Annotated in this window: 16 protein-coding genes and 1 pseudogene; 10 read left to right on the top strand and 7 right to left on the bottom strand. The window is 59.6% G+C overall.

Features of this window, described 5'->3' with window-relative positions; genetic code table 11:
* Positions 1-20 precede the first annotated feature (20 nt).
* The 3 genes from ACSOSP_RS16805 to clpS all read right to left on the bottom strand — a co-directional run bounded on the left by ACSOSP_RS16805 (position 21) and on the right by clpS (position 4,145).
* Positions 21-1,391 (bottom strand): amino acid permease, encoded by a 1,371-nt coding sequence (locus ACSOSP_RS16805; protein ID WP_455308446.1) that lies wholly within the window; start codon positions 1,389-1,391, stop codon positions 21-23.
* Between the two features lie 142 nt (positions 1,392-1,533).
* Positions 1,534-3,834 carry an ATP-dependent Clp protease ATP-binding subunit ClpA gene (clpA, locus tag ACSOSP_RS16800; protein WP_031359829.1) on the bottom strand — a complete coding sequence of 767 codons (2,301 nt, stop codon included), beginning with the start codon at positions 3,832-3,834 and terminating at the stop codon, positions 1,534-1,536.
* Positions 3,831-4,145, bottom strand: coding sequence for an ATP-dependent Clp protease adapter ClpS (clpS, locus tag ACSOSP_RS16795; RefSeq protein ID WP_455308444.1), 315 nt, complete (start codon positions 4,143-4,145; stop codon positions 3,831-3,833). Before clpS ends, clpA begins: the two co-directional genes overlap by 4 nt.
* 651 nt (positions 4,146-4,796) lie before the next feature.
* On the opposite strand from clpS, the gene ACSOSP_RS16790 reads away from it, so the two are divergent.
* Positions 4,797-5,006, top strand: a complete 210-nt coding sequence (locus ACSOSP_RS16790) for a cold-shock protein (protein ID WP_031359827.1) — start codon at positions 4,797-4,799, stop codon at positions 5,004-5,006.
* Positions 5,007-5,106: 100 nt separating this feature from the next.
* Here the strand turns inward: ACSOSP_RS16790 and ACSOSP_RS16785 are convergent, their stop codons facing one another.
* From ACSOSP_RS16785 to icd, 3 genes are all read right to left on the bottom strand, one after another.
* On the bottom strand, positions 5,107-5,697 hold the full coding sequence (locus tag ACSOSP_RS16785) for an ImmA/IrrE family metallo-endopeptidase (protein WP_455308442.1): 591 nt from the start codon (positions 5,695-5,697) through the stop codon (positions 5,107-5,109).
* A gap of 20 nt (positions 5,698-5,717) precedes the next feature.
* Complete coding sequence (locus tag ACSOSP_RS16780) at positions 5,718-6,242, bottom strand: hypothetical protein (protein ID WP_455308440.1); 525 nt, start codon at positions 6,240-6,242, stop codon at positions 5,718-5,720.
* A 203-nt stretch (positions 6,243-6,445) separates the two neighbouring features.
* Positions 6,446-7,699 carry an NADP-dependent isocitrate dehydrogenase gene (icd, locus tag ACSOSP_RS16775; protein WP_455308438.1) on the bottom strand — a complete coding sequence of 418 codons (1,254 nt, stop codon included), beginning with the start codon at positions 7,697-7,699 and terminating at the stop codon, positions 6,446-6,448.
* Positions 7,700-8,116: 417 nt separating this feature from the next.
* Between icd and ACSOSP_RS16770 the strand changes: the two are divergent.
* From ACSOSP_RS16770 to ACSOSP_RS16730, 9 genes and pseudogenes are all read left to right on the top strand, one after another.
* Positions 8,117-8,694: pseudogene (locus ACSOSP_RS16770) on the top strand (pseudouridine synthase).
* A gap of 329 nt (positions 8,695-9,023) precedes the next feature.
* Positions 9,024-9,218 (top strand): hypothetical protein, encoded by a 195-nt coding sequence (locus ACSOSP_RS16765; protein WP_031359822.1) that lies wholly within the window; start codon positions 9,024-9,026, stop codon positions 9,216-9,218.
* Positions 9,219-9,548: 330 nt separating this feature from the next.
* The gene (locus ACSOSP_RS16760; protein WP_455310999.1) at positions 9,549-10,001 is read left to right on the top strand and encodes a DUF192 domain-containing protein; all 453 of its coding nucleotides are present in this window, start codon (positions 9,549-9,551) and stop codon (positions 9,999-10,001) included.
* 348 nt (positions 10,002-10,349) lie between these two features.
* A complete protein-coding gene (fusA, locus tag ACSOSP_RS16755) occupies positions 10,350-12,455 on the top strand; it encodes an elongation factor G (protein WP_455308437.1) in 2,106 nt (701 codons plus the stop codon).
* Between the two features lie 154 nt (positions 12,456-12,609).
* Entirely contained in the window at positions 12,610-13,098 is a 489-nt protein-coding gene (locus ACSOSP_RS16750) for a cupin domain-containing protein (protein WP_455308435.1), read from the top strand.
* A gap of 280 nt (positions 13,099-13,378) precedes the next feature.
* A complete protein-coding gene (locus tag ACSOSP_RS16745) occupies positions 13,379-15,064 on the top strand; it encodes an ABC transporter substrate-binding protein (protein ID WP_455308433.1) in 1,686 nt (561 codons plus the stop codon).
* A 51-nt stretch (positions 15,065-15,115) separates the two neighbouring features.
* Positions 15,116-16,147, top strand: a complete 1,032-nt coding sequence (locus tag ACSOSP_RS16740; protein WP_455308431.1) for an ABC transporter permease — start codon at positions 15,116-15,118, stop codon at positions 16,145-16,147.
* Positions 16,144-17,007 carry an ABC transporter permease gene (locus tag ACSOSP_RS16735; RefSeq protein ID WP_455308429.1) on the top strand — a complete coding sequence of 288 codons (864 nt, stop codon included), beginning with the start codon at positions 16,144-16,146 and terminating at the stop codon, positions 17,005-17,007. Before ACSOSP_RS16740 ends, ACSOSP_RS16735 begins: the two co-directional genes overlap by 4 nt.
* Positions 17,004-19,076, top strand: a complete 2,073-nt coding sequence (locus ACSOSP_RS16730) for a dipeptide ABC transporter ATP-binding protein (RefSeq protein ID WP_455308427.1) — start codon at positions 17,004-17,006, stop codon at positions 19,074-19,076. The genes ACSOSP_RS16735 and ACSOSP_RS16730 overlap by 4 nt, the downstream gene beginning before the upstream one ends.
* Before the next feature lie 944 nt (positions 19,077-20,020).
* Here the strand turns inward: ACSOSP_RS16730 and ACSOSP_RS16725 are convergent.
* Positions 20,021-20,884 carry an aldo/keto reductase gene (locus ACSOSP_RS16725; protein ID WP_455308425.1) on the bottom strand — a complete coding sequence of 288 codons (864 nt, stop codon included), beginning with the start codon at positions 20,882-20,884 and terminating at the stop codon, positions 20,021-20,023.
* Positions 20,885-21,000 lie beyond the last annotated feature (116 nt).

Raw genomic sequence — 21,000 nt, 5'->3', positions numbered from 1 at the left:
TCGGTGTTTACCCGCCCTGTCTACCGTTTTCTATACCAGAGCAGGTAGGTCGCAACCAGGACGACCATGAACGCAAGGCCGTAGACGAGCGTCATGCGGAATTCGTTCGTGAACGCGGTAGTGATCATGATCGCCGCCATCAGACCCGCGCCCAGCAAACTTCCGAACGGATGTAACACCATCCGGAAAGACGGCGCGGGCCCGTCATAGCGGGCGCGAAAAAACAGGTGCGTGACGAAGATCATCAGCCAGGCGAACATCGCGCCGAAGATGGCCAGCGACATCATCAAACCGAACGCCATCGCCGGCCAGAACGCGGTCAGGATCGTGGCGAGCGCAATGCCGCTGGTCGATAAAGACAGCGCAGCGGTGGGCACGCCGTTCGCGCTCAGACGCCCGAAACGCGCCGGTGCATAACCCGCCCGCGACAGGCTGAACATCATGCGCGTGGTGATGTAGAGCTGGCTGTTCATCGCGGAAAGCGCTGCGATGAGCACCACGAAGTTGATCACGCCCGCGGCGAACGGGACGTGCGTGGCCGCCATCACTTTGACGAACGGGCTTTCGTCGGTGCTTGCCTGCGTCCACGGAACGATTGCGAGCATCAAGGCCAGCGTGAGGAGATAGAACAGCACCAGCCGGAACACAGTCGAGCGAAAAGCCCGAGCCACGGCGCGTTGGGGATCGCGTGCTTCGCCCGCTGCAACCGCGATCGTCTCGATGTTCAAGTAGCTGAAGATGGACACGATCACCGCGAACCACATGCCCTTCACGCCGTGCGGAAAGAATCCGCCGTGCGCCGTGAAGTTATTCAGCCCGACGCCAGATGACACCGGCGCGCCATACACGAACGCCGCACCGAGCAGAATGAACGCGACAATCGCGACGATCTTCAGCATCGAAAACGCGTACTCGATCACGCCGTACACCTTGACGCTTGCGGCGTTCACGCCAATCAGCGCAACAGAAAAACCAACGATCCAGTACCAGCCCGGCACGTTCGCGAACCAGTACTTCATGAACACGGCGACCGCGCTGACCTCGGTGCCGACCGCGAACACGACCGCCGACCAGTACGCGTACCGCACGAGATATCCCGCGAGCGGCCCTATGTAGAACTCCGCATACGCACCGAACGACCCGGAAGTCGGATGCGCGACGGTCATCTCGGCAAGCGCGCCCATCAGCAACAAGGCGATCAGCGCACCTATCGCGTAGCTCACCAACACACTCGGCCCGGCGAAACCGATCGCGAAACCGCTGCCTAAAAAGAGCCCCGTTCCAATCGCCCCGCCGATAGCAATCATCGACATTTGTCCGGCGGTCAAACTCCGGTGCAGCCCCTTCTCCCGTTCGACAATGGTCTCGAACGACCCACGTTTAAAGCTCAAATCAACCTCTTGAAGTCGTTATCCGCAACAAACGCGGACGCAAAAAAACGAGGCGGCGCGGGAAACTTCCCCGCGCCGCCTCGCCGATGATGACACACCTCAAGCGCGTGTCACCTGACTTCAGTCATCGCTTCCTACGCACTCATTCAACCTCGACCGCTTCCGGATTCGGATTGCGCGGCACCGGGCTTTCATCGAACGTGAGCGCAACCTTGTCGTTCTCGTCAACGTCTACCGTCACCCGACCGCCCGACATCAGCTTGCCAAACAGCAGTTCGTCCGCCAGCGCACGACGAATCGTGTCCTGGATCAGGCGCTGCATCGGACGTGCACCCATCAGCGGATCAAAACCGTGCTTCGCCAGATGCGCGCGCAAGCCGTCGGTGAAGACCGCGTCGACCTTCTTTTCATGCAACTGATCTTCCAGTTGCATCAGGAACTTGTCGACCACACGCATGATGATTTCTTCATCCAGCGAGCGGAAGCTGATGATCTGGTCCAGACGATTGCGGAACTCAGGCGTGAACATCCGCTTGATATCGGCCATTTCGTCGCCGGTTTCCCGACGATTCGTAAATCCGATCACCGACTTCTGCATCGCTTCGGCGCCCGCGTTCGTCGTCATGATGATGATGACGTTGCGGAAATCCGCTTTACGACCGTTGTTGTCGGTCAGCGTGCCGTGGTCCATGACCTGCAGCAGCACGTTGTAGATGTCCGGATGCGCCTTTTCGATTTCATCGAGCAACAGCACGCAATGCGGCTTCTTCGTGACGGCTTCAGTCAGCAAACCGCCTTGATCGAACCCAACATAACCCGGCGGCGCGCCAATCAGCCGGCTGACCGCATGACGCTCCATGTACTCGGACATGTCGAAGCGCAGCAATTCGATACCCAGCGTGAACGCCAGTTGCTTCGCCACCTCGGTCTTGCCGACACCCGTCGGACCCGAGAACAGGAACGCGCCAATCGGCTTGTCCGTCTTGCCGAGACCCGCCCGCGCCATCTTGATGGCGGCAGCGAGTGCATCGATAGACTGATCCTGGCCAAACACCACGCTCTTCAGGTCACGATCGAGCGTCTGCAACTTGCTGCGATCGTCCTGCGACACGCTTTGCGGCGGGACGCGCGCGATCTTCGAAATGATCTCTTCGATCTCGTTCTTGCCGATAGTCTTCTTCTGCTTCGACTTCGGCAGGATGCGTTGCGCCGCGCCCGCTTCGTCGATCACATCGATAGCCTTGTCCGGCAGATGACGGTCCGTGATAAAGCGTGCCGACAACTCAGCCGCCGCGGACAGCGCACCCGACGAATACTTCACGCCGTGATGTTCTTCGAAACGTGACTTGAGACCGCGCAAAATGGCGATGGTCTGCTCGACCGTCGGCTCGGCAACGTCGACCTTCTGGAAACGACGCGACAACGCTGCGTCTTTTTCAAAGATCCCGCGATATTCCGTGAACGTGGTCGCGCCGATGCACTTCAACTGACCCGACGACAACGCCGGCTTCAGCAGATTCGATGCATCCAGCGTCCCGCCCGAAGCTGCACCCGCGCCAATCAGCGTGTGAATTTCGTCGATGAACAGCACCGCGTGCGGGCGTTCCTTCAACTCTTTGAGCACCGTCTTGAGGCGTTGCTCGAAGTCGCCCCGGTATTTTGTACCGGCCAGCAATGCGCCCATATCGAGCGAATACACTTGGGCGTCCGCAAGAATGTCCGGCACTTCGCCGCGCGTGATGCGCCAGGCAAGCCCTTCGGCAATGGCGGTCTTACCCACGCCAGCCTCACCGACCAGCAGCGGATTGTTCTTTCTGCGACGGCACAGCACCTGCACCACACGCTCGACTTCCAGTTCGCGGCCAATCAGCGGATCGATCTTGCCGTCTTTCGCGAGCTGGTTCAGGTTCTGCGTGAACTGCGCAAGCGGCGTTTCCTTTTGCGCAGCCGCATCTTCCGCTTCGGGGTTCGCGTCGCTGCTGGCCTTCGCGGCGTCGCCCGTATTCGTCTTCGCGATGCCATGCGAGATGAAATTGACGACGTCGAGGCGCGTCACTCCCTGCTGTTGCAGGTAGTAGACGGCGTGTGAATCCTTTTCACCGAAGATAGCGACAAGCACGTTCGCGCCAGTCACTTCCTTCTTTCCATTCGATGTTGATTGCACATGCATGATCGCGCGCTGAATCACGCGCTGAAAACCAAGCGTCGGCTGGGTATCGACATCGTCCGTGCCGGGCACGGTCGGGGTGTTGTCGTGAATGAAATTGCGCAGGTTTTGACGCAAATCTTCAATATTTGCTGCGCATGCGCGCAACACTTCAGCCGCGGTCGGGTTGTCCAACAAGGCCAGTAAAAGATGCTCGACCGTAATGAACTCGTGCCGCGCCTGACGTGCTTCCATAAACGCCATGTGCAGACTGACTTCCAGTTCCTGGGCAATCATGCTTCCTCCATCACACACTGCAGCGGATGACCCGCTTGCCTCGCGTGGCTAACGACTTGCTCAACTTTGGTCGACGCGATGTCCCGCGTATAGACCCCACAAACTCCCCTGCCTTCGCGATGAACCTTCAGCATGATTTGCGTCGCAGTCTCACGATCTTTATTGAAATGTTCCTGCACGACGAACACGACGAATTCCATCGGCGTGAAGTCGTCATTCAGCAGCACCACTTTGTACATGGACGGCTGTTTCAGCTTTTGTTCCTGCCGCTCCAGTACGGTGCCATCCTGCTCGTTGGGATTGATCGCCATACGCCCATTCTAAACAACTCGGACAGGCTCGCCATCTCGCCAAAACTCCGTTCGCCGTGAGAACCGAACGGTGTCGCCGCACACTTCGCGCAACCTGTCGCTTGCTGAATTCCGCCGACCTTTGTGATACGGGCCGGCCCTCTTGAAACATCGTTGAATCCAGTATCGCACAGCTCTTAAAAAAACGAATTTTCCACTCGGACGCAGCCTGTCTTGGGAACCGCATTGCGCACCGCATTGGCCCCATTCCCGCTACGACTGACCAGGTCATCCATTCGCGCGAAGCAATTGTTCGAAACATTCGTGCGACCTGCTCCTGCAACCCGCTGCGGCAACTGGCTCTGGCCGCCCGCTGCCGGTACTCCTCATGTGCGTCGATTATGCGACTTTTCAAGATGGCGTGCTTGTGCGGCGGGATACGCGCAAAGCGGGAAAAACCCTTGAAATGAGGTCTTTACAACGTCTTTACGACCATCTCAAAATTTTCTTGACACTTGATTTAAGAGATTAAACAATCAAATTGGCACTTTTTTCCGAAGCGTTTCAGGTGGAGAAGGGCCGCGGTGAGCTTGTGAGGAGGGGGCGGTCCACATTGTGGGTTGCCAAGCTTTTCGAGCGTGCTCGTGGTAGCGACGAGAGTGAGGGGAAGTGATGTCAACTGGTACGGTCAAATGGTTCAACGACGCGAAAGGCTACGGATTCATCACGCCCGATGAAGGCGGCGAGGATCTGTTTGCTCATTTCTCGGCGATACAGATGAATGGTTTCAAGACTCTCAAGGAAGGCCAGAAGGTCAGCTTTGAGATCGTCCAGGGACCCAAGGGCAAACAGGCGTCGAACATCCAGGAATCTGCTGCCTGACCGTTCGATAGCGCGCTGTCCTCAAAACCCGGCATTGCGCCGGGTTTTTTTGTTTGTGCATCGTGAACAGGAAGAGCCGGGACGCCTCTTGGCTCTTTGGCTATTTGTGCTTGCCAATTCCGACATTGCTCAATCGGAACTCCATGGCCGGATGGGAAACCCGAAATTTGGCCGCCATTACATTGATAAAGTGCGTCAGCGGCATTTTTTCGGTGTTGTGCTCCGCCTTATATGCATCGATTACGCGCCGTCCCAGCGATTCAATGAGCTGTTGCGGCATCAACAGTTCGGCAGCAAACCGGTTTGCCTCGGACTCGTAACTGTTCCAATAGGATTCACTGCGATTCATGGTGCTTTTGTCGTCGATAAATTCGTGGCGGTCGGCGGATCTGTGCATGCAAAAGTGCGCTATTTCGTGAGCCAGGGTGAATCGACGCCTTGGGCCATAGGCATTTTCCGCCGGATTGATCCAGATCTCGGCAGGCCCTTCCTGGTTCAGCGTTATCTTGCCGATGGTGTTAGCGGCGCCGGGATCCGCATGCTCGGTCACCTTGATCTGGAGCAATCTTGCGATTTCGTCGACTTCGATTGGCGGTGCGAACTCCACCATGTCGTAACGGCGCTCGGCCATCAAAAATGCCGCCAACGCTGCAGTGGTCCGCAAGATAGGTACAGCGGAAACGATCGTCATATTCTTTCCTCCCAAACGGTCTAGGCGCTTTCCAAATCGCTGGCTATGCGCGACAGCGCATCACGTTCGCTACGCGCACGCGCCCTACGCTGGTCTGCGTTGTCCAGTTGCGCACGCATCACTTCCCTGAGCTTCTCCTTTACCTGATCTTCGAAATGCTGGACCACTTCGGCGTTCTTCATGACTTCTTTCACGACTTCTACAGCGCACCCGTTGGTGCGGGCCATTTCGGCCACCAACGCTGCAAAGGCGTCCGCGACGTGACGTTCTTTCTCCATGGCGAAATGCTGCGTGAATATCAAACCCGCCATGGTCAGGAAAACGGCAACGGCCGCGATCATGAGTGTCGAATAGACGATATAGGTGTTTGCAATGGAAATTGCATCGACGCCATTCGCCAGGCTGCTTGCACTAAAACGATTTATCAGCGTGAACGCGACAACACCCCCGATCACGCCACCCGCGAGGCCGCCAAGCAAACCGCGCGTTTCTTTCGCGAGCCAGCGGGCGAACACGATATTCAGGTTCGAATTTTGGTGAGGCATAGGCGTGTCCAGCGAGGCGAACTGTATAAAAACACATAGGTTGTCCAGCAATTCGAGGGTATCACTCCGCTGCAGTGAAACACTCGCTTGCGACAAGTTTTGACAGAGCTGTGCAAAGTGGCGCCAATCGCGTTCGCATTGCCCATGAAAAAAGCCCCGGGCGAGCTGCTCGCACCGGGGCGTTCCCTGAAGCCTGGCCGAACTTACATGTTTTCGATCAGCACCTGCCCGAAGCCCGAGCATGAAACCTGCGTCGCCCCTTCCATCAAACGCGCGAAGTCATACGTCACGCGCTTTTTCAAAATCGACGCTTCCATCGACTTGATGATGATGTCCGCCGCTTCAGTCCAGCCGAGATGGCGCAGCATCATTTCCGCCGACAGGATTTCCGAACCCGGATTCACGTAGTCCTTGCCCGCATATTTCGGCGCGGTGCCGTGCGTCGCTTCGAACATGGCCACCGAATCCGACATATTCGCGCCCGGAGCAATGCCAATACCGCCGACCTGAGCGGCGAGCGCGTCCGAAACATAATCGCCGTTCAGGTTCAGCGTGGCGATCACGTCGTACTCAGCGGGGCGCAGCAGGATCTGCTGGAGGAACGCATCCGCAATCACGTCCTTCAGCACGATGTCTCCGCCCTTCGGGCTCTTGATCTTCATCCACGGGCCGCCGTCGATCAGTTCCGCACCGAACTCCTTCTGCGCCAGCGCATAGCCGAAATCACGGAACGCCCCTTCCGTGTATTTCATGATGTTGCCCTTGTGCACGAGCGTGACAGTGTTGCGATTGTGATCGATGGCGTACTGGATCGCCTTTCGAACCAGGCGCTCCGTGCCTTCACGCGACACCGGCTTGACACCGATGCCCGACGTGTCCGGGAAGCGGATCTTCGTCACGCCCATTTCTTCACGCAGGAACTTGATGACCTTCTTCGCTTCTTCCGACTCGGCCGCCCATTCGATGCCGGCGTAGATGTCTTCCGAGTTCTCGCGGAAGATGATCATGTTGACCTTTTCCGGCTCGCGCACCGGCGACGGCACACCCTTGAAATACTGCACCGGGCGCAGGCAGACATACAGGTCGAGTTGCTGGCGCAGCGCGACGTTCAACGAACGGATGCCACCGCCAACCGGCGTGGTAAGCGGCCCTTTGATGGAGACGACATATTCCTTCAGCACGTCGAGCGTTTCATCCGGCAGCCAGACGTCCGGGCCGTACACCTTGGTGGCCTTCTCGCCCGCGAAGATTTCCATCCAGTGGATCTTCTTCTTGCCTGCATAGGCTTTTTCCACGGCAGCGTCCACGACCTTGATCATCACCGGCGTGATGTCAACACCCGTCCCATCGCCTTCGATAAAAGGGATGATCGGCTGGTCGGAAACATTGAGCGAGTAATCCGCATTAACGGTGATCTTGTCACCGCCCGTCGGAACCTTGATGTGCTGATACGGCATGGTCGACTCCAAAGATGGCTAGGCTAGCTAACTACAGAAATGCGAAGAATACGTTCGGAAATTCGGCGAAAAGCAGATGAGCGAACGGTGACCGGACTACCAGCGCTAGTGCCGGCGCGGTGCCCGAGGCGACCAGAAGGGTATTCTAGCCCACGGTGCGGAACGCCTGCCCGGCACCCGTTTCGCCGCATTGCAACAAAATGGTGCGCGTGGGCGCGGTCCGAAGATTGTCCGTTGATGGCGTTTGCGCGCTGCGGCCGCGACCGACTGCTGCTTGATTTCAGTCTTATGTCTTATATAAGACTTGATGTTTCGGATTATGCATTAATATCGCGCCATCCGCCATAGCCGGATTCCCGCGCTGCGCTTGATTGCAGCCTCGTTTCCTTAGCGCGTTTCCTCATCGATTTCCCCGCCATGCCGCTGCTTGCTCTTAACAAACCATTCGGCACGATCTGTCAATTTTCGCCGCACGAGAAGCACCCTTCGCTAGGCGTTTGGGTCAAGACGCCCGGCGTTTATCCGGCCGGCCGACTGGACACCGACAGCGAAGGCCTCCTGCTGCTCACCGACGATGGCGCGCTTCAGGCGCGTATCGCCGAGCCGCGTCCAAGCTGGTCAAACGATATTGGGCACAAGTGGATGGCAAGCCCGACGCGGCCGCTCTCGAGCGTCTCGCCGCGGGTGTGGACCTGGGTGACTTCGTGACGCGGCCGTGCGGCGTGAAGCGGGTTGAACCCGTGGAATGGGTGGACCAGCTTTGGCCACGTAACCCGCCTATCCGTTATCGCGCCGCCATTCCAACCACCTGGATCGAACTGTCGATCAGCGAGGGCCGTAATCGGCAGGTGCGTCGAATGACCGCAGCTGTCGGATATCCAACACTGCGGCTGGTGCGCGTGGGTATCGGCGCGCTGGATATATTCAGTCTCGGACTGGCGCCGGGCGCATCGATCGAACTGCCGCCGCGCGCGCCGTGGAATGGCATCGTTTGAGCGTAACGTTTCATCCAGAGCCAGACATTACAAATTTATTTCGCCTTGCAAACAATCATCGCTGCACGATTGCCGAAAAAACACGTCAACGGACTTCCGACGTGCGGCGTTATTCGCTGCAGATGCCTTAAAACCGCCATCCGGCATTAGCGAAGGACCGCAACACACAGCCAGCATTCGAAGGCTTTATGTAAGGTTCAAGCGCTCGCAGCGGGATCGAAGTTTTGTTCGATCCCCCTGTCAACCAAAAGGTGGATGGCTCGTTTACCGTCATGACTCCATCGACCGGGTCACAAGGTTAAATCAAACTAAAGCTGAGGATTTACAACATGAACAAACTGATCGCTGCTCTCGTCGCTGGCCTGTTCGCAACGGCTGCATTTGCACAAGCTTCGGCCCCGGAAGCATCGGCTCCTGCAGCTGCTTCGACCGCTCACAAGGCAACGCACAAGAAGTCGACCCACAAGAAGGCTACGCACAAGAAGGCAGCTTCGGCTGCTGCTGCTTCGGCCGCGTCGGAGTAAGTTGGTAATAGATCGCGGTAACGCGACGCTACACCAAGCATTGCCGCCGCGAAAGCGGCATTGAAAGGCAGACACCCGCAAGGGTTTCTGCCTTTTTCTTTGGGTCTTTGAAATGCCCGTGGCTTGAGTCTGCGTGCACTTTTTGTCGGCGTGCGCCCGCTCAAGTAACATGCGCCAGTCTTCACCGATTCTTCAGCTAACCGGCTTCATCTCACCAGGAGTTTCGCCGTGCGTCTTTCATGGCTCTCGCCCCGTTCGGTTTCATCGTTTGATCTTGGGCGTCTCGTGCGCCGCGCGCTGGTTGCGTTCTCCGTTCCGCTCGTTTCGTTGATGGCGGTTGCACCGCTGGCAGCACACGCTCAACCGCTGCCCGCAGCAGCAGGAGAAATGCCGGCGGGTGCGAAAAAGCCCGCCGATTTCCCGCACACGAAACTCACCGCGGGCATGTATGTGATCGACGCCGCCGTTGCCGCGAACGATGCCGATCGCGAACAGGGCCTGATGTATCGCAAGAAGCTCGAGCCCAACGAAGGCATGCTGTTCGTCTTCAATGAGACGGCCGTCCACTGTTTCTGGATGAAAAACACCTTGATCCCGCTGTCCATCGCGTTCATGCGCGCGGACGGAACGGTCACGGATATCGACGAAATGCAGGCCGAGACGGAAAACAACCACTGCCCGCGCAATAACGGTGTGTACGCACTGGAAATGAGCAAAGGCTGGTTTGCATCGAAAGGGATTCAGCCGGGCATGCAGATCAAGGGGTTGCCTGCACCGCAATGACATGTGCCTCGGGCGGGGGTGATTGATCGCAGCGCGCTCCGCTCCTCCGGCGCCACTAGTGTCGCTCTTGACCAAAGCCGGCCGCCCGCTTTTTGCGCGCGCGCCGGCTTTTTGTTGTCTGAGACGTGCGGAACGCTGGACAGCGCCCGGAACGCCATCCACGCGTCATCAAAGATTCATCTTTTTCGCCGAGCTGGCAAGAATCCTGCAAAGACCTTCTCGACGCGCTATCCTGATAAACCAGCGAAGCGCTCGCCAAGCACGACAGAGCTTCGCTCCGGAGCCGCCGGCCAGGCCATTGTGCCCGGTTCGGGCTACCAAGCTCCAACCAATCAACAGGAGGTTCAAGTGCCCCGCAAGACTCCCATCGACCGCTATCGGAATATTGGTATCAGCGCTCATATCGATGCCGGCAAGACCACCACCACCGAACGCATTCTTTTCTATACCGGTGTGAATCACAAAATTGGTGAGGTTCACAACGGCGCGGCCACGATGGACTGGATGGAGCAGGAGCAGGAGCGCGGCATCACGATCACCTCCGCCGCCACCACGGCCTTCTGGAAAGGCATGGCGGGGAATTATCCGGAACACCGGATCAACATCATCGATACGCCGGGACACGTCGATTTCACCATCGAAGTGGAGCGCTCCATGCGCGTGCTTGACGGCGCCTGCATGGTCTACGACTCGGTCGGCGGGGTTCAGCCGCAATCCGAAACGGTCTGGCGCCAGGCCAACAAATACAAAGTGCCGCGCATTGCGTTCGTCAACAAGATGGACCGTGTGGGCGCCGACTTTTTCCGCGTGCAACGTCAGATCGGCGAGCGCCTGAAGGGCGTCGCCGTGCCCATGCAGATTCCCGTGGGCGCTGAGGAACACTTCCAGGGCGTGGTCGACCTGGTCAAGATGAAAGCAATCATCTGGGATGAAGCCAGCCAGGGCGTGCTGTTCGAATACCAGGACATCCCCGCGAACCTGGTCGCCACCGCCGAAGAATGGCGCGAGAAGATGATCGAGGCTGCAGCGGACGCAAATGAAGCGCTGATGGACAAGTACATTGGCGGTGAAGAAATCAGCGAAGACGAGATCAAGGAAGCCATCCGGGCGCGCACGCTCAGGAGCGAGATCGTCCCCATGTTCTGCGGCAGCGCGTTCAAGAACAAGGGCGTGCAGGCCATGCTGGATGCAGTGATCGACTATCTGCCGTCGCCGGCGGACATCCCCGCCATCAACGGCGTGGACGAGTACGACAAACACGCGGAACGTCATCCGACCGATGAAGATCCGTTCTCCGCGCTCGCGTTCAAGATCATGACGGACCCGTTTGTCGGCCAGTTGATCTTCTTCCGGGTGTATTCGGGCGTGGTCAATTCCGGCGATACGGTCTACAACGCGATCAAGGAGAAGAAGGAGCGGCTCGGCCGGATTCTCCAGATGCACGCGAACGAGCGTCAGGAAATCAAGGAAGTGCGCGCCGGCGATATTGCGGCTGCCGTGGGCCTGAAGGAAGCCACCACCGGCGATACGCTGTGCGACCCGGCTCATCCGATCATTCTCGAACGCATGATCTTCCCGGAACCGGTGATCTCGCAGGCCGTCGAGCCGAAGACGAAGCCCGACCAGGAAAAGATGGGTATCGCGTTGAACCGGCTCGCGCAGGAAGATCCGTCGTTCCGCGTGCAGACCGACGAGGAATCCGGCCAGACGATCATTTCTGGCATGGGCGAGCTGCACCTCGAAATTCTGGTCGACCGGATGCGCCGTGAGTTCGGCGTCGAAGCGACGGTCGGTAAACCGCAGGTTGCGTATCGCGAGACGATCCGCATTCCGGTCGAAGATATTGAAGGCAAGTTCGTCAAGCAGTCCGGCGGACGCGGTCAATACGGGCACGTGGTGCTGAAGCTGGAGCCGCAAAAGCCGGGCACGGGGTACGAATTCGTCGATGCCATCAAGGGCGGCGTCGTGCCGCGAGAATACATTCCGGCGGTCGACAAGGGTATTCAGGAAACGCTGAAAGCCGGCGTGCTGGCGGGGTATCCGGTGGTGGACGTGAAGGTGACGCTGACCTTCGGTTCGTACCACGACGTGGACTCGAACGAAAACGCGTTCCGCATGGCTGGATCGATGGCGTTCAAGGACGGCATGAGGAAAGCCAAGCCGGTGCTGCTCGAACCGATGATGGCCGTGGAAGTGGAAACGCCTGAGGATTTCATGGGCAACGTGATGGGCGATTTGTCGTCACGCCGCGGGATCGTGCAGGGCATGGAAGACATTGCGGGCGGCGGCGGCAAGATCGTGCGCGCCGAGGTGCCGCTGGCTGAAATGTTCGGCTACTCGACGACGCTGCGCTCGCTGACCCAAGGCCGCGCCACTTACACGATGGAGTTCAAGCACTATGCCGAGACGCCGAACAACGTCGCTGAAGCCATCGTGAATTCGAAGAGCAAGTAGACGTTGCCAGGCTCGAAAATCGAATCGGGCGACTTAGCGACGTAACGAAGTCCGTTGTTGCCTCCCGGCGGCAACGGACTTTTTTGCTTTTTGCCAGAGTGACTGTGACGTAGATTGACGGCAGCCTTTTCATGGATCGGCGGAGACGAAGACAATGAGCGACGAACACGACCACGAACACACCGACTGGCGCGAGAACGGCGTCAAGGTGATCAAGGGCGATCAACTTGATACGAATACCCCACAGACGCCCGGAATGAATCGAGCGGCCGCAATCAACGCTGCACGCGTAGGCGCCCAGAAAATCTGGGCGGGCACAGTCACGATCCATCCGAATGCGAAGACCGGCGCGCATCATCACGGCGCGCTGGAAAGCGTGATCTACGTCGTGCGCGGCCAGGCGCGCATGAAGTGGGGCAATCATCTGGAATTCACCGCTGAAGCCGGACCGGGGGACTTCATCTTCGTGCCGCCATACGTGCCGCATCAGGAAATCAACGCACTCACCGACGAACCGCTCGAATGCGTACTCGTGCGCAGCGACAACGAGGCGGTGGTGGTGAATCTGAATATCGATGCAGTGGAGGAGCCCGAGGAAGTGTTCTGGGTTGATCCGATTCATAAACACCCACACCAGCATTGAACACGATGGCATGACCTGAGCCACGCGCGTCAGGTGCGGAATTTTCTACCGTCTTCCTGACGCTTCGTTCACACGCTTTGAGCAAGCTTTTCCGCAACGGAGCGCCTGTCCCGCGGCACGTGCAATTAATTGCCACGTGAAACGCGCGTCAGGAATCAGAACACTATTTGCTCCGTTAAACTGAAAGCAGCATCCGATTCCGTAGCTGCTACCGTCCCTCGTGGGGTGGCGCAGTATCGTCGAGTCAAAACAACAACCGAACCCTGAACCGGACAGCCCGATGAAAAAGACCGCAACCGATCTGGAGTCGCTTTCCCCCTTCCACGCAGCGCTGGAACAGGCGAGGGGATCTGCGGGAGAACTCGGCAACCACGCCATCGATGAATTCAAGGCCGGCCGGCTCTCGCGCCGCGAGTTGCTGCGGCACGCGAGCTTGCTGGGTTTGTCGATGGCCGCGGGCGGCTTGATCGGCATGCCGCACGCGCGCGCACAGGCGCCTGCGGGCAAGCCCGGCGGCACGATTCGCGTGGCCCATCTGACGCCGTCGGGCCAGGTCGATCCGCTCACCGTCACTGATCCGGCCGGCCTCGCGCTGATCAATCAGACCGGCGAGTTTCTCATCGACGATGACGGTCAGGCGCTCGTGCTGCGCCCTTCCCTCGCGCTCTCGTGGAAGCCGAACGACAAGGGCGATGTGTGGACCTTCAAGCTGCGTCCGAACGTCAAGTTCCACGACGGTCAATCGATGACCGCCAAGGACGTCGCGGCAACCTTCAACCGGCTCGCCGATCCGGCCAGCGGTTCGGCGGCGCTCTCGGTGCTCAAGGGCGTGTTGTCGAAGGGCTCGGTGAAGGTTATCGACGACATGACGGTCGAGTTCCATCTGGACGCGCCGAACGGCAACTTCCCGTATTACGTTTCCTCGGACACGTACAACGCCGTGATCCTGCCGGCGAATTTCAGCGGCACGTACGAGAAGTCGTTCCCGGGCACAGGGCCGTTCAAGTTCGAGTCGTACACGCCGAAAGTGGGCGCGGCGTTCGTGCGCAATCCGGATTACTGGGGCGAAAAAGCGCTGCCCGACCGGGTGACGTTCGCCTTCTACGCCGACGAACAATCGGAGCTGCTCGCGCTGCAAGGCCGGCAAGCCGACGTGATGGGCGACTTCACCGTGCAGGGCGGCGTTGGCATGATGACGAATCCCGAGTTCAAGGTGCTCGGCGTAAAGTCGAGCGCGCATCGGCAGATGCATATGCGCACCGACACCGGTCCGTTCAAGGACAAACGCGTGCGTCAGGCTTTGGCGCTGGCGGTGAATCGCGAGGTGATCGTGAAGGGGCTGTTCAAGGGCCACGCCGCGCTCGGTAACGACAGTCCGTTCTCGCCGGTGTTTCCGTCCAGCGATTTGTCGGTGCCGCAGCGCAAGCTCGATGTCGCGAAGGCGAAGCAATTGCTCGCGGCGGCAGGCGTGCCCAACGGTTTCGATGTCACGCTCACCACCGAGAAGTACATGGAGATTCCCGATCTCGCCGTCGTGATCCAGAACGCTGCGAAAGCGGTCGGCATCCGCATCACGCTGAAGGTGGAAAGCCAGGAGCTGTATTACGGCGCAGGCACGTATGGCAAATCGGACTGGCTCGACTCCCCGCTCGGCATTACGGACTACGGGCATCGTGGTGTGCCGAACGTGTTTCTCAATGCACCGCTGACCAGCGAAGGCACGTGGAACGCCGCGCATTTCAAGAACCCGCAATACGACAAGCTGGTGGCGGATTTCGTGGCGGCGCTCGACGTGGCATCGCAGAAAAAACTCTCCGGTCAGATCCAGACCCTGCTGCTCGATGAAACCCCGATCGTGATTCCCTATTTCTACGATCAGCTGATCGTCACGCGGGCGAACGTGAAAGGCGTGCGCTTCAATGCCATTTCGCAGTTGTATTTCCAACGCGCGACTATCGGCGCGTAGGCGCATTTTTGAGTCTCGCGCATTGAAGCCTGACCCGAGGACGCTCCGACAATGAACACGGTCTCTCCTCCCGCCGCGCCGGGCGCGCCGAAAATAAGCTCACGCAGCCACGCCGGAAGCGCCGCGCGCATTGCGCGGTTTATCGGCGTGCGGCTGTTGCTTGCGTTCATCACGTTGTGGCTGTTGTCGGTGATCGTGTTCGCGGGCGGACAGTTGCTTCCCGGCGATGTCGGCCGTGCAATCCTCGGGCCACTAGCCGATGCACGCGCGGTCGCCGCGCTCAATCATCAACTGGGCGTCGACCGGCCTTTGCTCACGCAATATGCCGGCTGGATCAGCCACTTCCTGCGCGGCGACATGGGCCAGTCGTATTCGTATCGCGCACCGGTTGCGCCCTTCATAGGCGACGCGTTGTTGAATTCGGCGAAGCTCGGCGCGCTGGCGTTTATCGTCGTCGTGCCGCTCGGCATTGCCGGCGGCGTGTACTCCGCGCTCCACGAAGGGCGCTGGATCGACCGGACGATCAGCATTGCGGGGTTATCGGCGACGGTGGTGCCGGAGTTCGTCTCGTCCATCGTGCTGATTCTCGTGTTCGGCATCTGGCTGCAATGGCTGCCGATTGAAGCGACGTTCCCACCCGGGTCGAACGTGTTCATTCAGTTGCAGCATCTGATCCTGCCCGTGTTGCCGCTGGTGCTGGTGTTCTTTGGTTACATCGCACGAATGGCGCGCGCCGGAACCGTCGAAGCGCTCGATGCCGACTACACCCGCACCGCGATCCTCAAGGGCCTGCCGCGCCGCGTGGTGATCATGCGCCACGTGTTGCGCAATGCGCTGCTGCCGACCGTCACGGTCGCCGCCACGCAACTCGGCTATATGATCGGCGGGCTGGTCGTGGTGGAGACGCTGTTCCACTACCAGGGTATTGGCTCGCTCATTTACAACGCCGCCAAAGGCAAGGACTTCCCCATGCTCGAAGCCGGTGTGCTGACTATCGGCGTCATCTATACGGCGGCGAACCTGATCGCGGATGCGTTATATGTGGTGCTGAACCCGCGCTTGCGGGTAAGGAACGCGCAATGAGCACGGCAACTGTCGCGCCCGTGCCGCACAAGGCGCCGCGTTTCGAACGCAGCAAGGCCTTGCTGCGTTCACCCACGTTCGTGGTCGGCGTGCTGATCCTGTTGTTCTGGGTCGCGTGCGCGCTGTTCGGACATTGGGTCGTGCCGCAGGACCCGTACGCGACCGATCCGCTGAGCTCACTCACCCCGCCCGACGCGACGCACTGGTTCGGCACCGATCAACTCGGCCGGGATGTGTTCGCGCGCGTGATCGTTGGCGCGCGCGACATTCTCACCATTGCGCCGCTTGCGACCCTGCTAGGCACGCTAGCCGGGACGGCGGTTGGCTTGATCGTCGGTTATTTCGATGGATGGGTCGACAACGTGATCGGCCGGCTGATCGACGCGGTGCTCGCGTTGCCGCTGGTGATCGTCGCGTTGCTTGCTCTCGCGGCAGTCGGCGCGAGCAACACCACCGTGATCCTGGTGATCGGCATCACCTTCACGCCGATCACCGCGCGCACCGTGCGTGCGGCCGTATTTGCCGAACGCAATCTCGACTATGTGCTGGCTGCGCAATTGCGCGGCGAAAACGCGTTCTACATCATGTTCGCGGAGATCCTGCCGAACGTGCTGCAGCCGATCATCGTGGAAGCCACCGTGCGGCTCGGTTACGCCATTTTCGCGGTCGCCACGCTGTCGTTCCTCGGCTTCGGCATTCAGCCGCCGTCGGCCGACTGGGGCCTCGCCCTCTCCGAGTGCTACACGCTGATGGCAGGCGGCGCATGGTGGACCGTCGTGTTCGATGCCGCCGCGATCGCCTCGCTGGTGGTGGGCGTGAACCTCGTCGCCGATGGCATACAGGGAGTGCTCGACCGATGAACGGACCGCCGCCATCGGCCTTCCCCATCTTCGATGGATCGAAAAGCGCCGACACCGACGCGCTGACGCTCGTCGGCCTGACGGTCGCGTACCGTTCGCGCGGGCGCGACCGCGAAGTGCTGCAGGACATCTCGCTGCGGGTAAAACGCGGCGAGGCGTACGGGCTGGTTGGCGAGTCGGGCTGTGGGAAGTCCACCGCCGCACTCGCCATATTGCGTTATCTGCCGCGCAACGGCCGCGTGAAGTCGGGGAAGATTTCGATCGCCGGCCACGACATCGCTTCGATGAACGCCGACACGTTGAGGCACATGCGCGCCAACGCGGTATCGATGGTTTATCAGGACCCGGGCCGCGCATTGAATCCGTCTCTGACCATCGCGCGGCAGGTGTCGGAAGCGTTCGAGCTCGCGGGCGCGTCAGTGAATGAAGCGCTGGAACACACCATCGACATCCTGCGGCGCGTGCGCATCTCGTCGCCCGAGCGCGTGATGGATAGTTATCCACATCAATTGTCGGGCGGCATGCAGCAGCGCGTGGTCATCGCGATGGCGCTCGCGTGCAACCCGGAGTTGCTGATCCTCGATGAACCCACTACCGGGCTCGACGCCACGGTGGAAGCCGAGGTGCTCGACCTGATCGCGCAGTTGCGCGAAGAGCTTGGCACAGCGGTGCTTTTCATCAGCCACAACCTGGCGGTGATCGGACGGATGTGCGATCGCGTCGGCGTGTTGTATGCAGGCAAGCTGGTCGAAGAAGGCACCACACGCGATGTATTCGCGCGGCCTCGGCATCCGTACACGGTGGGCTTGCTGCGCTGCCTGCCGACCACGGGACGCAGCAAGGACACCGGCCGCCTCGACACCATTCCGGGCTCGCTGCCGCTGCCGGGATCGGTGACGCAGGGGTGTATCTATGCGCAGCGTTGCAAGCTCGCCGATGACCGTTGCCATCGTGACGCGCCGCCGCCGTATCGGGTATCGGCCGCACATGGTGACCAGATGGCGCGCTGCCACTACCACGAACGGGCAATCGATTTGCCGCGCGCGACACCGGAAGTATTGAGCGCGGCTGTCGACCGGACGGATGCGCCGGTTGCGTTGCGCGCGGAGAATTTATCGAAGACGTTTCATGTCGGCGGGGAATCTCTGCGGGCGGTGCACGATGTGTCGCTGGAACTGGCGCTGGGTGAAACGCTCGGGCTGGTCGGCGAGTCAGGCAGCGGCAAGACCACGCTCGCGAAGCTTTTGCTGGGCTTGCTCTCGCCGGATGCGGGCGGCTCCCTGGAGCTCGACGGCGCCGCTCTGCCGGCGCGCGTGACAAACCGCAACGACGAGCAGGTCAAGTCGCTGCAGATCGTGTTCCAGAATCCGGATTCCGCGTTGAACCGGGCGCATTCGGTGCGTCGGCTGATCGCGCGGTCATTATCGAAACTCGGCGCGTTGCGTGGGGCGGCGAAGGAGGCGCGGCTGCAATCGCTGACTGCCGCCGTGCGCTTGCCCGAACGCTATCTGAGCTCGCGCACGCGGCAATTGTCGGGCGGGTTGAAACAGCGCGTGGCGATTGCCCGGGCGTTCGCCGGTGATCCGCGCGTCGTGGTCTGCGACGAGCCTACGTCCGCGCTTGATGTCTCCGTGCAAGCCGCCATCCTGAATCTGCTTGCGGACCTGCAGCGCGAGCGCGGCGTGAGTTACGTATTCATCTCGCACGATCTGCACGTGGTGCGTTATCTGTCCGATCGTATTGCGGTGCTGTATCTCGGCCGGCTGATGGAGATTGGCCGCGCGACGGACGTCTTCGACGGGCCGCATCATCCTTATACCGAAGCGCTGTTGTCATCGATTCCGGCAATTGGCGATGAACCGCAAGCGCGCGAGCGTATCCGCCTTTCAGGCGAGTTGCCGAGCGCCGCGAACCCACCTTCGGGATGCGTGTTCCATACCCGCTGTCCGCGCAAGATTGGAGCGGTCTGCGAGCAGGAGGAACCGCCGTACACGCACGCCGCCGATGGACACAGGATTCGATGCCACATTCCTGTAGCCGAGCTGAAGCGCTTGCAAAAGCCTGAGTGAGTCGGCGCGCTGAAGTTAAGGTTGAAGGAACGTGGCGTTACCGGAAGCAGGTTCGGGGGGGTGGTCGGGGTTGGTACCAGGTTCCTGCGTTAGGGGTTCTAGGTCTATGCCGGGTTGCTGCTTTCGGCCTTAGTGGTCTGCTTGAGTTGGCTCATTTTTTTATCACTATTAGCCACTGCGCGTGGCGGCGCGTCATTTCTTTGTCCAAAGCGACAAAGAAACGAAGCAAAGAAAGCGCTTTCAAAACGCGGGCTCGTAAGTTGACCTAGCGTGCAGTTTCCAAGTTTTTGGCACCCCAAAAGCACGGTGCTCGCCAGAGCCACGGATGTGTGAAACCCTCCTTCTCCGAACACCGATACCCACACGCTTCGCCACCAGTGACTGAACCTGCCACAGGTGCACCCCGCGCTATCCGCGAACAACCACCCACCGAATTTGTACGCATGCCGAACCACGTCGCCAACCCGCCTCGAAACAAGGTGCTCGGATAGATGAGGCCTTAACGTCAAAAAATAACCGGGCCAATCATGCCGACCAAGCAGCTAACCCATGAAGACCCGTAGCAGTAAATACGCGTGGGGCTGTGCGGGTTTCTTGGCAAGGGTGCTTGCCCGAGAGCGTACGGGGCGAAGCGTGTTCGTGTCAGGATTCGCGAGAAGGAGGGGTTCAAACATCCGTCGTTCTTGCGAGCACCGTGCTTTTGGGGTGCCAAAAACGCAGGAACTGCACGCTAGGTCAACTTATGAGCCCGCGTTTTGAAAGCGCTTTCTTTGCTTCGTTTCTTTGTCGCTTTGGACAAAGAAATGACGCGCCGCCACGCGCAGTGGCTAATAGTGGTAAAGAAAACAGCTAACTCAAGCAGGCCGCTAAGGCCGAAAGCAGCAACCCGGCAATGACTCCGACCGCTAACGCAGGAACCTGGCACCCCGAACCGCCCCGCCCCCTTAAAGCATTTCCAGCGGACGTTTTGATTTCGGCGGTTTGAACTGGGTGTCGATAAGACTCAATTCTTCCGTCGATAAAATCACCTCCCGCGCTGCCGCGTTCTCGATCACATGCGCGACAGTCGCGGCTTTCGGGATCGCCATGACCTGCGGTTGTTGCAAGACCCACGCGAGCGCGACTTGCATCACAGACAAACCACGGGCCTTCGCGATGTCGTTCAGGACGCTCTGTTTCGGCAGGCGCGCGTGATCGACGGGGCTGTATGCCATCGCCGGCAAATTGTGTTCGCGCAGCCACGGCAGGAGTTCGAATTCGGGACCGCGCCGGGCGACGTTATAAAGAATCTGGTTGGTTGCACACCGGTTACCGTTTTCCAGGGCGAAGAGTTCGACCATGTCCTCGGTGTCGAAATTGCTCACGCCCCAGTGGCGGATCTTGCCCTGCGCCTTCAAAGCCTCGAAGCCGCCGATCACCCCTTCCAGATCCTCACCGCCGCGCCAATGCAGCAGATATAAATCGATGCGGTCAGTCTGCAGCCGCCTGAGGCTTCGTTCACACGCGGCCTTCACGCCGGATTCGCTGCCGTTATGCGGATAAACCTTGCTGACGATGAAAAGCTCTTCGCGACGCTCTTTCAATGCTTCAGCGATCAGCTTTTCACTCGCGCCTTCGCCGTACATTTCCGCGGTATCGATCACGGTCATGCCAAGGTCCACGCCAGCTTTCAACGCGGCGATTTCGGCGTGGCGGGTTCTGGCGCTGTCGCCCATTTCCCAAGTGCCCTGGCCCAGGGCCGGGACCTGCTCCCCGGTCCCATGCGGGGTTGCTGCCGGAAGATGAACGGTCTTTTGTTGCGACGTCATGGGCGGTCTCCTTTCATGCTGAATGTCGTTGGGCTCAAGCCCTTCGCTTCAGTTCAAATTTTTTTGAGTGCGCATGATTTCACTTAACCGTGCGCACTCAAACCATCTTCAGGCCA

Source organism: Caballeronia sp. KNU42, assembly GCF_053760385.1.
This window is presented reverse-complemented; position numbering and strand designations above follow the sequence as displayed.

What these genes read in the sequence shown, in the direction of transcription:
- clpA (WP_031359829.1), bottom strand. Translation starts at nt 3,834, where the DNA reads ATGATTGCCCAGGAACTGGAAGTCAGTCTGCACATGGCGTTTATGGAA.
- clpS (WP_455308444.1), bottom strand. Translation starts at nt 4,145, where the DNA reads ATGGCGATCAATCCCAACGAGCAGGATGGCACCGTACTGGAGCGGCAG.
- ACSOSP_RS16790 (WP_031359827.1), top strand. Translation starts at nt 4,797, where the DNA reads ATGTCAACTGGTACGGTCAAATGGTTCAACGACGCGAAAGGCTACGGA.
- ACSOSP_RS16785 (WP_455308442.1), bottom strand. Translation starts at nt 5,697, where the DNA reads ATGACGATCGTTTCCGCTGTACCTATCTTGCGGACCACTGCAGCGTTG.
- ACSOSP_RS16780 (WP_455308440.1), bottom strand. Translation starts at nt 6,242, where the DNA reads ATGCCTCACCAAAATTCGAACCTGAATATCGTGTTCGCCCGCTGGCTC.
- icd (WP_455308438.1), bottom strand. Translation starts at nt 7,699, where the DNA reads ATGCCGTATCAGCACATCAAGGTTCCGACGGGCGGTGACAAGATCACC.
- ACSOSP_RS16765 (WP_031359822.1), top strand. Translation starts at nt 9,024, where the DNA reads ATGAACAAACTGATCGCTGCTCTCGTCGCTGGCCTGTTCGCAACGGCT.
- ACSOSP_RS16760 (WP_455310999.1), top strand. Translation starts at nt 9,549, where the DNA reads ATGGCGGTTGCACCGCTGGCAGCACACGCTCAACCGCTGCCCGCAGCA.
- ACSOSP_RS16750 (WP_455308435.1), top strand. Translation starts at nt 12,610, where the DNA reads ATGAGCGACGAACACGACCACGAACACACCGACTGGCGCGAGAACGGC.
- ACSOSP_RS16745 (WP_455308433.1), top strand. Translation starts at nt 13,379, where the DNA reads ATGAAAAAGACCGCAACCGATCTGGAGTCGCTTTCCCCCTTCCACGCA.
- ACSOSP_RS16740 (WP_455308431.1), top strand. Translation starts at nt 15,116, where the DNA reads ATGAACACGGTCTCTCCTCCCGCCGCGCCGGGCGCGCCGAAAATAAGC.
- ACSOSP_RS16735 (WP_455308429.1), top strand. Translation starts at nt 16,144, where the DNA reads ATGAGCACGGCAACTGTCGCGCCCGTGCCGCACAAGGCGCCGCGTTTC.
- ACSOSP_RS16730 (WP_455308427.1), top strand. Translation starts at nt 17,004, where the DNA reads ATGAACGGACCGCCGCCATCGGCCTTCCCCATCTTCGATGGATCGAAA.
- ACSOSP_RS16725 (WP_455308425.1), bottom strand. Translation starts at nt 20,884, where the DNA reads ATGACGTCGCAACAAAAGACCGTTCATCTTCCGGCAGCAACCCCGCAT.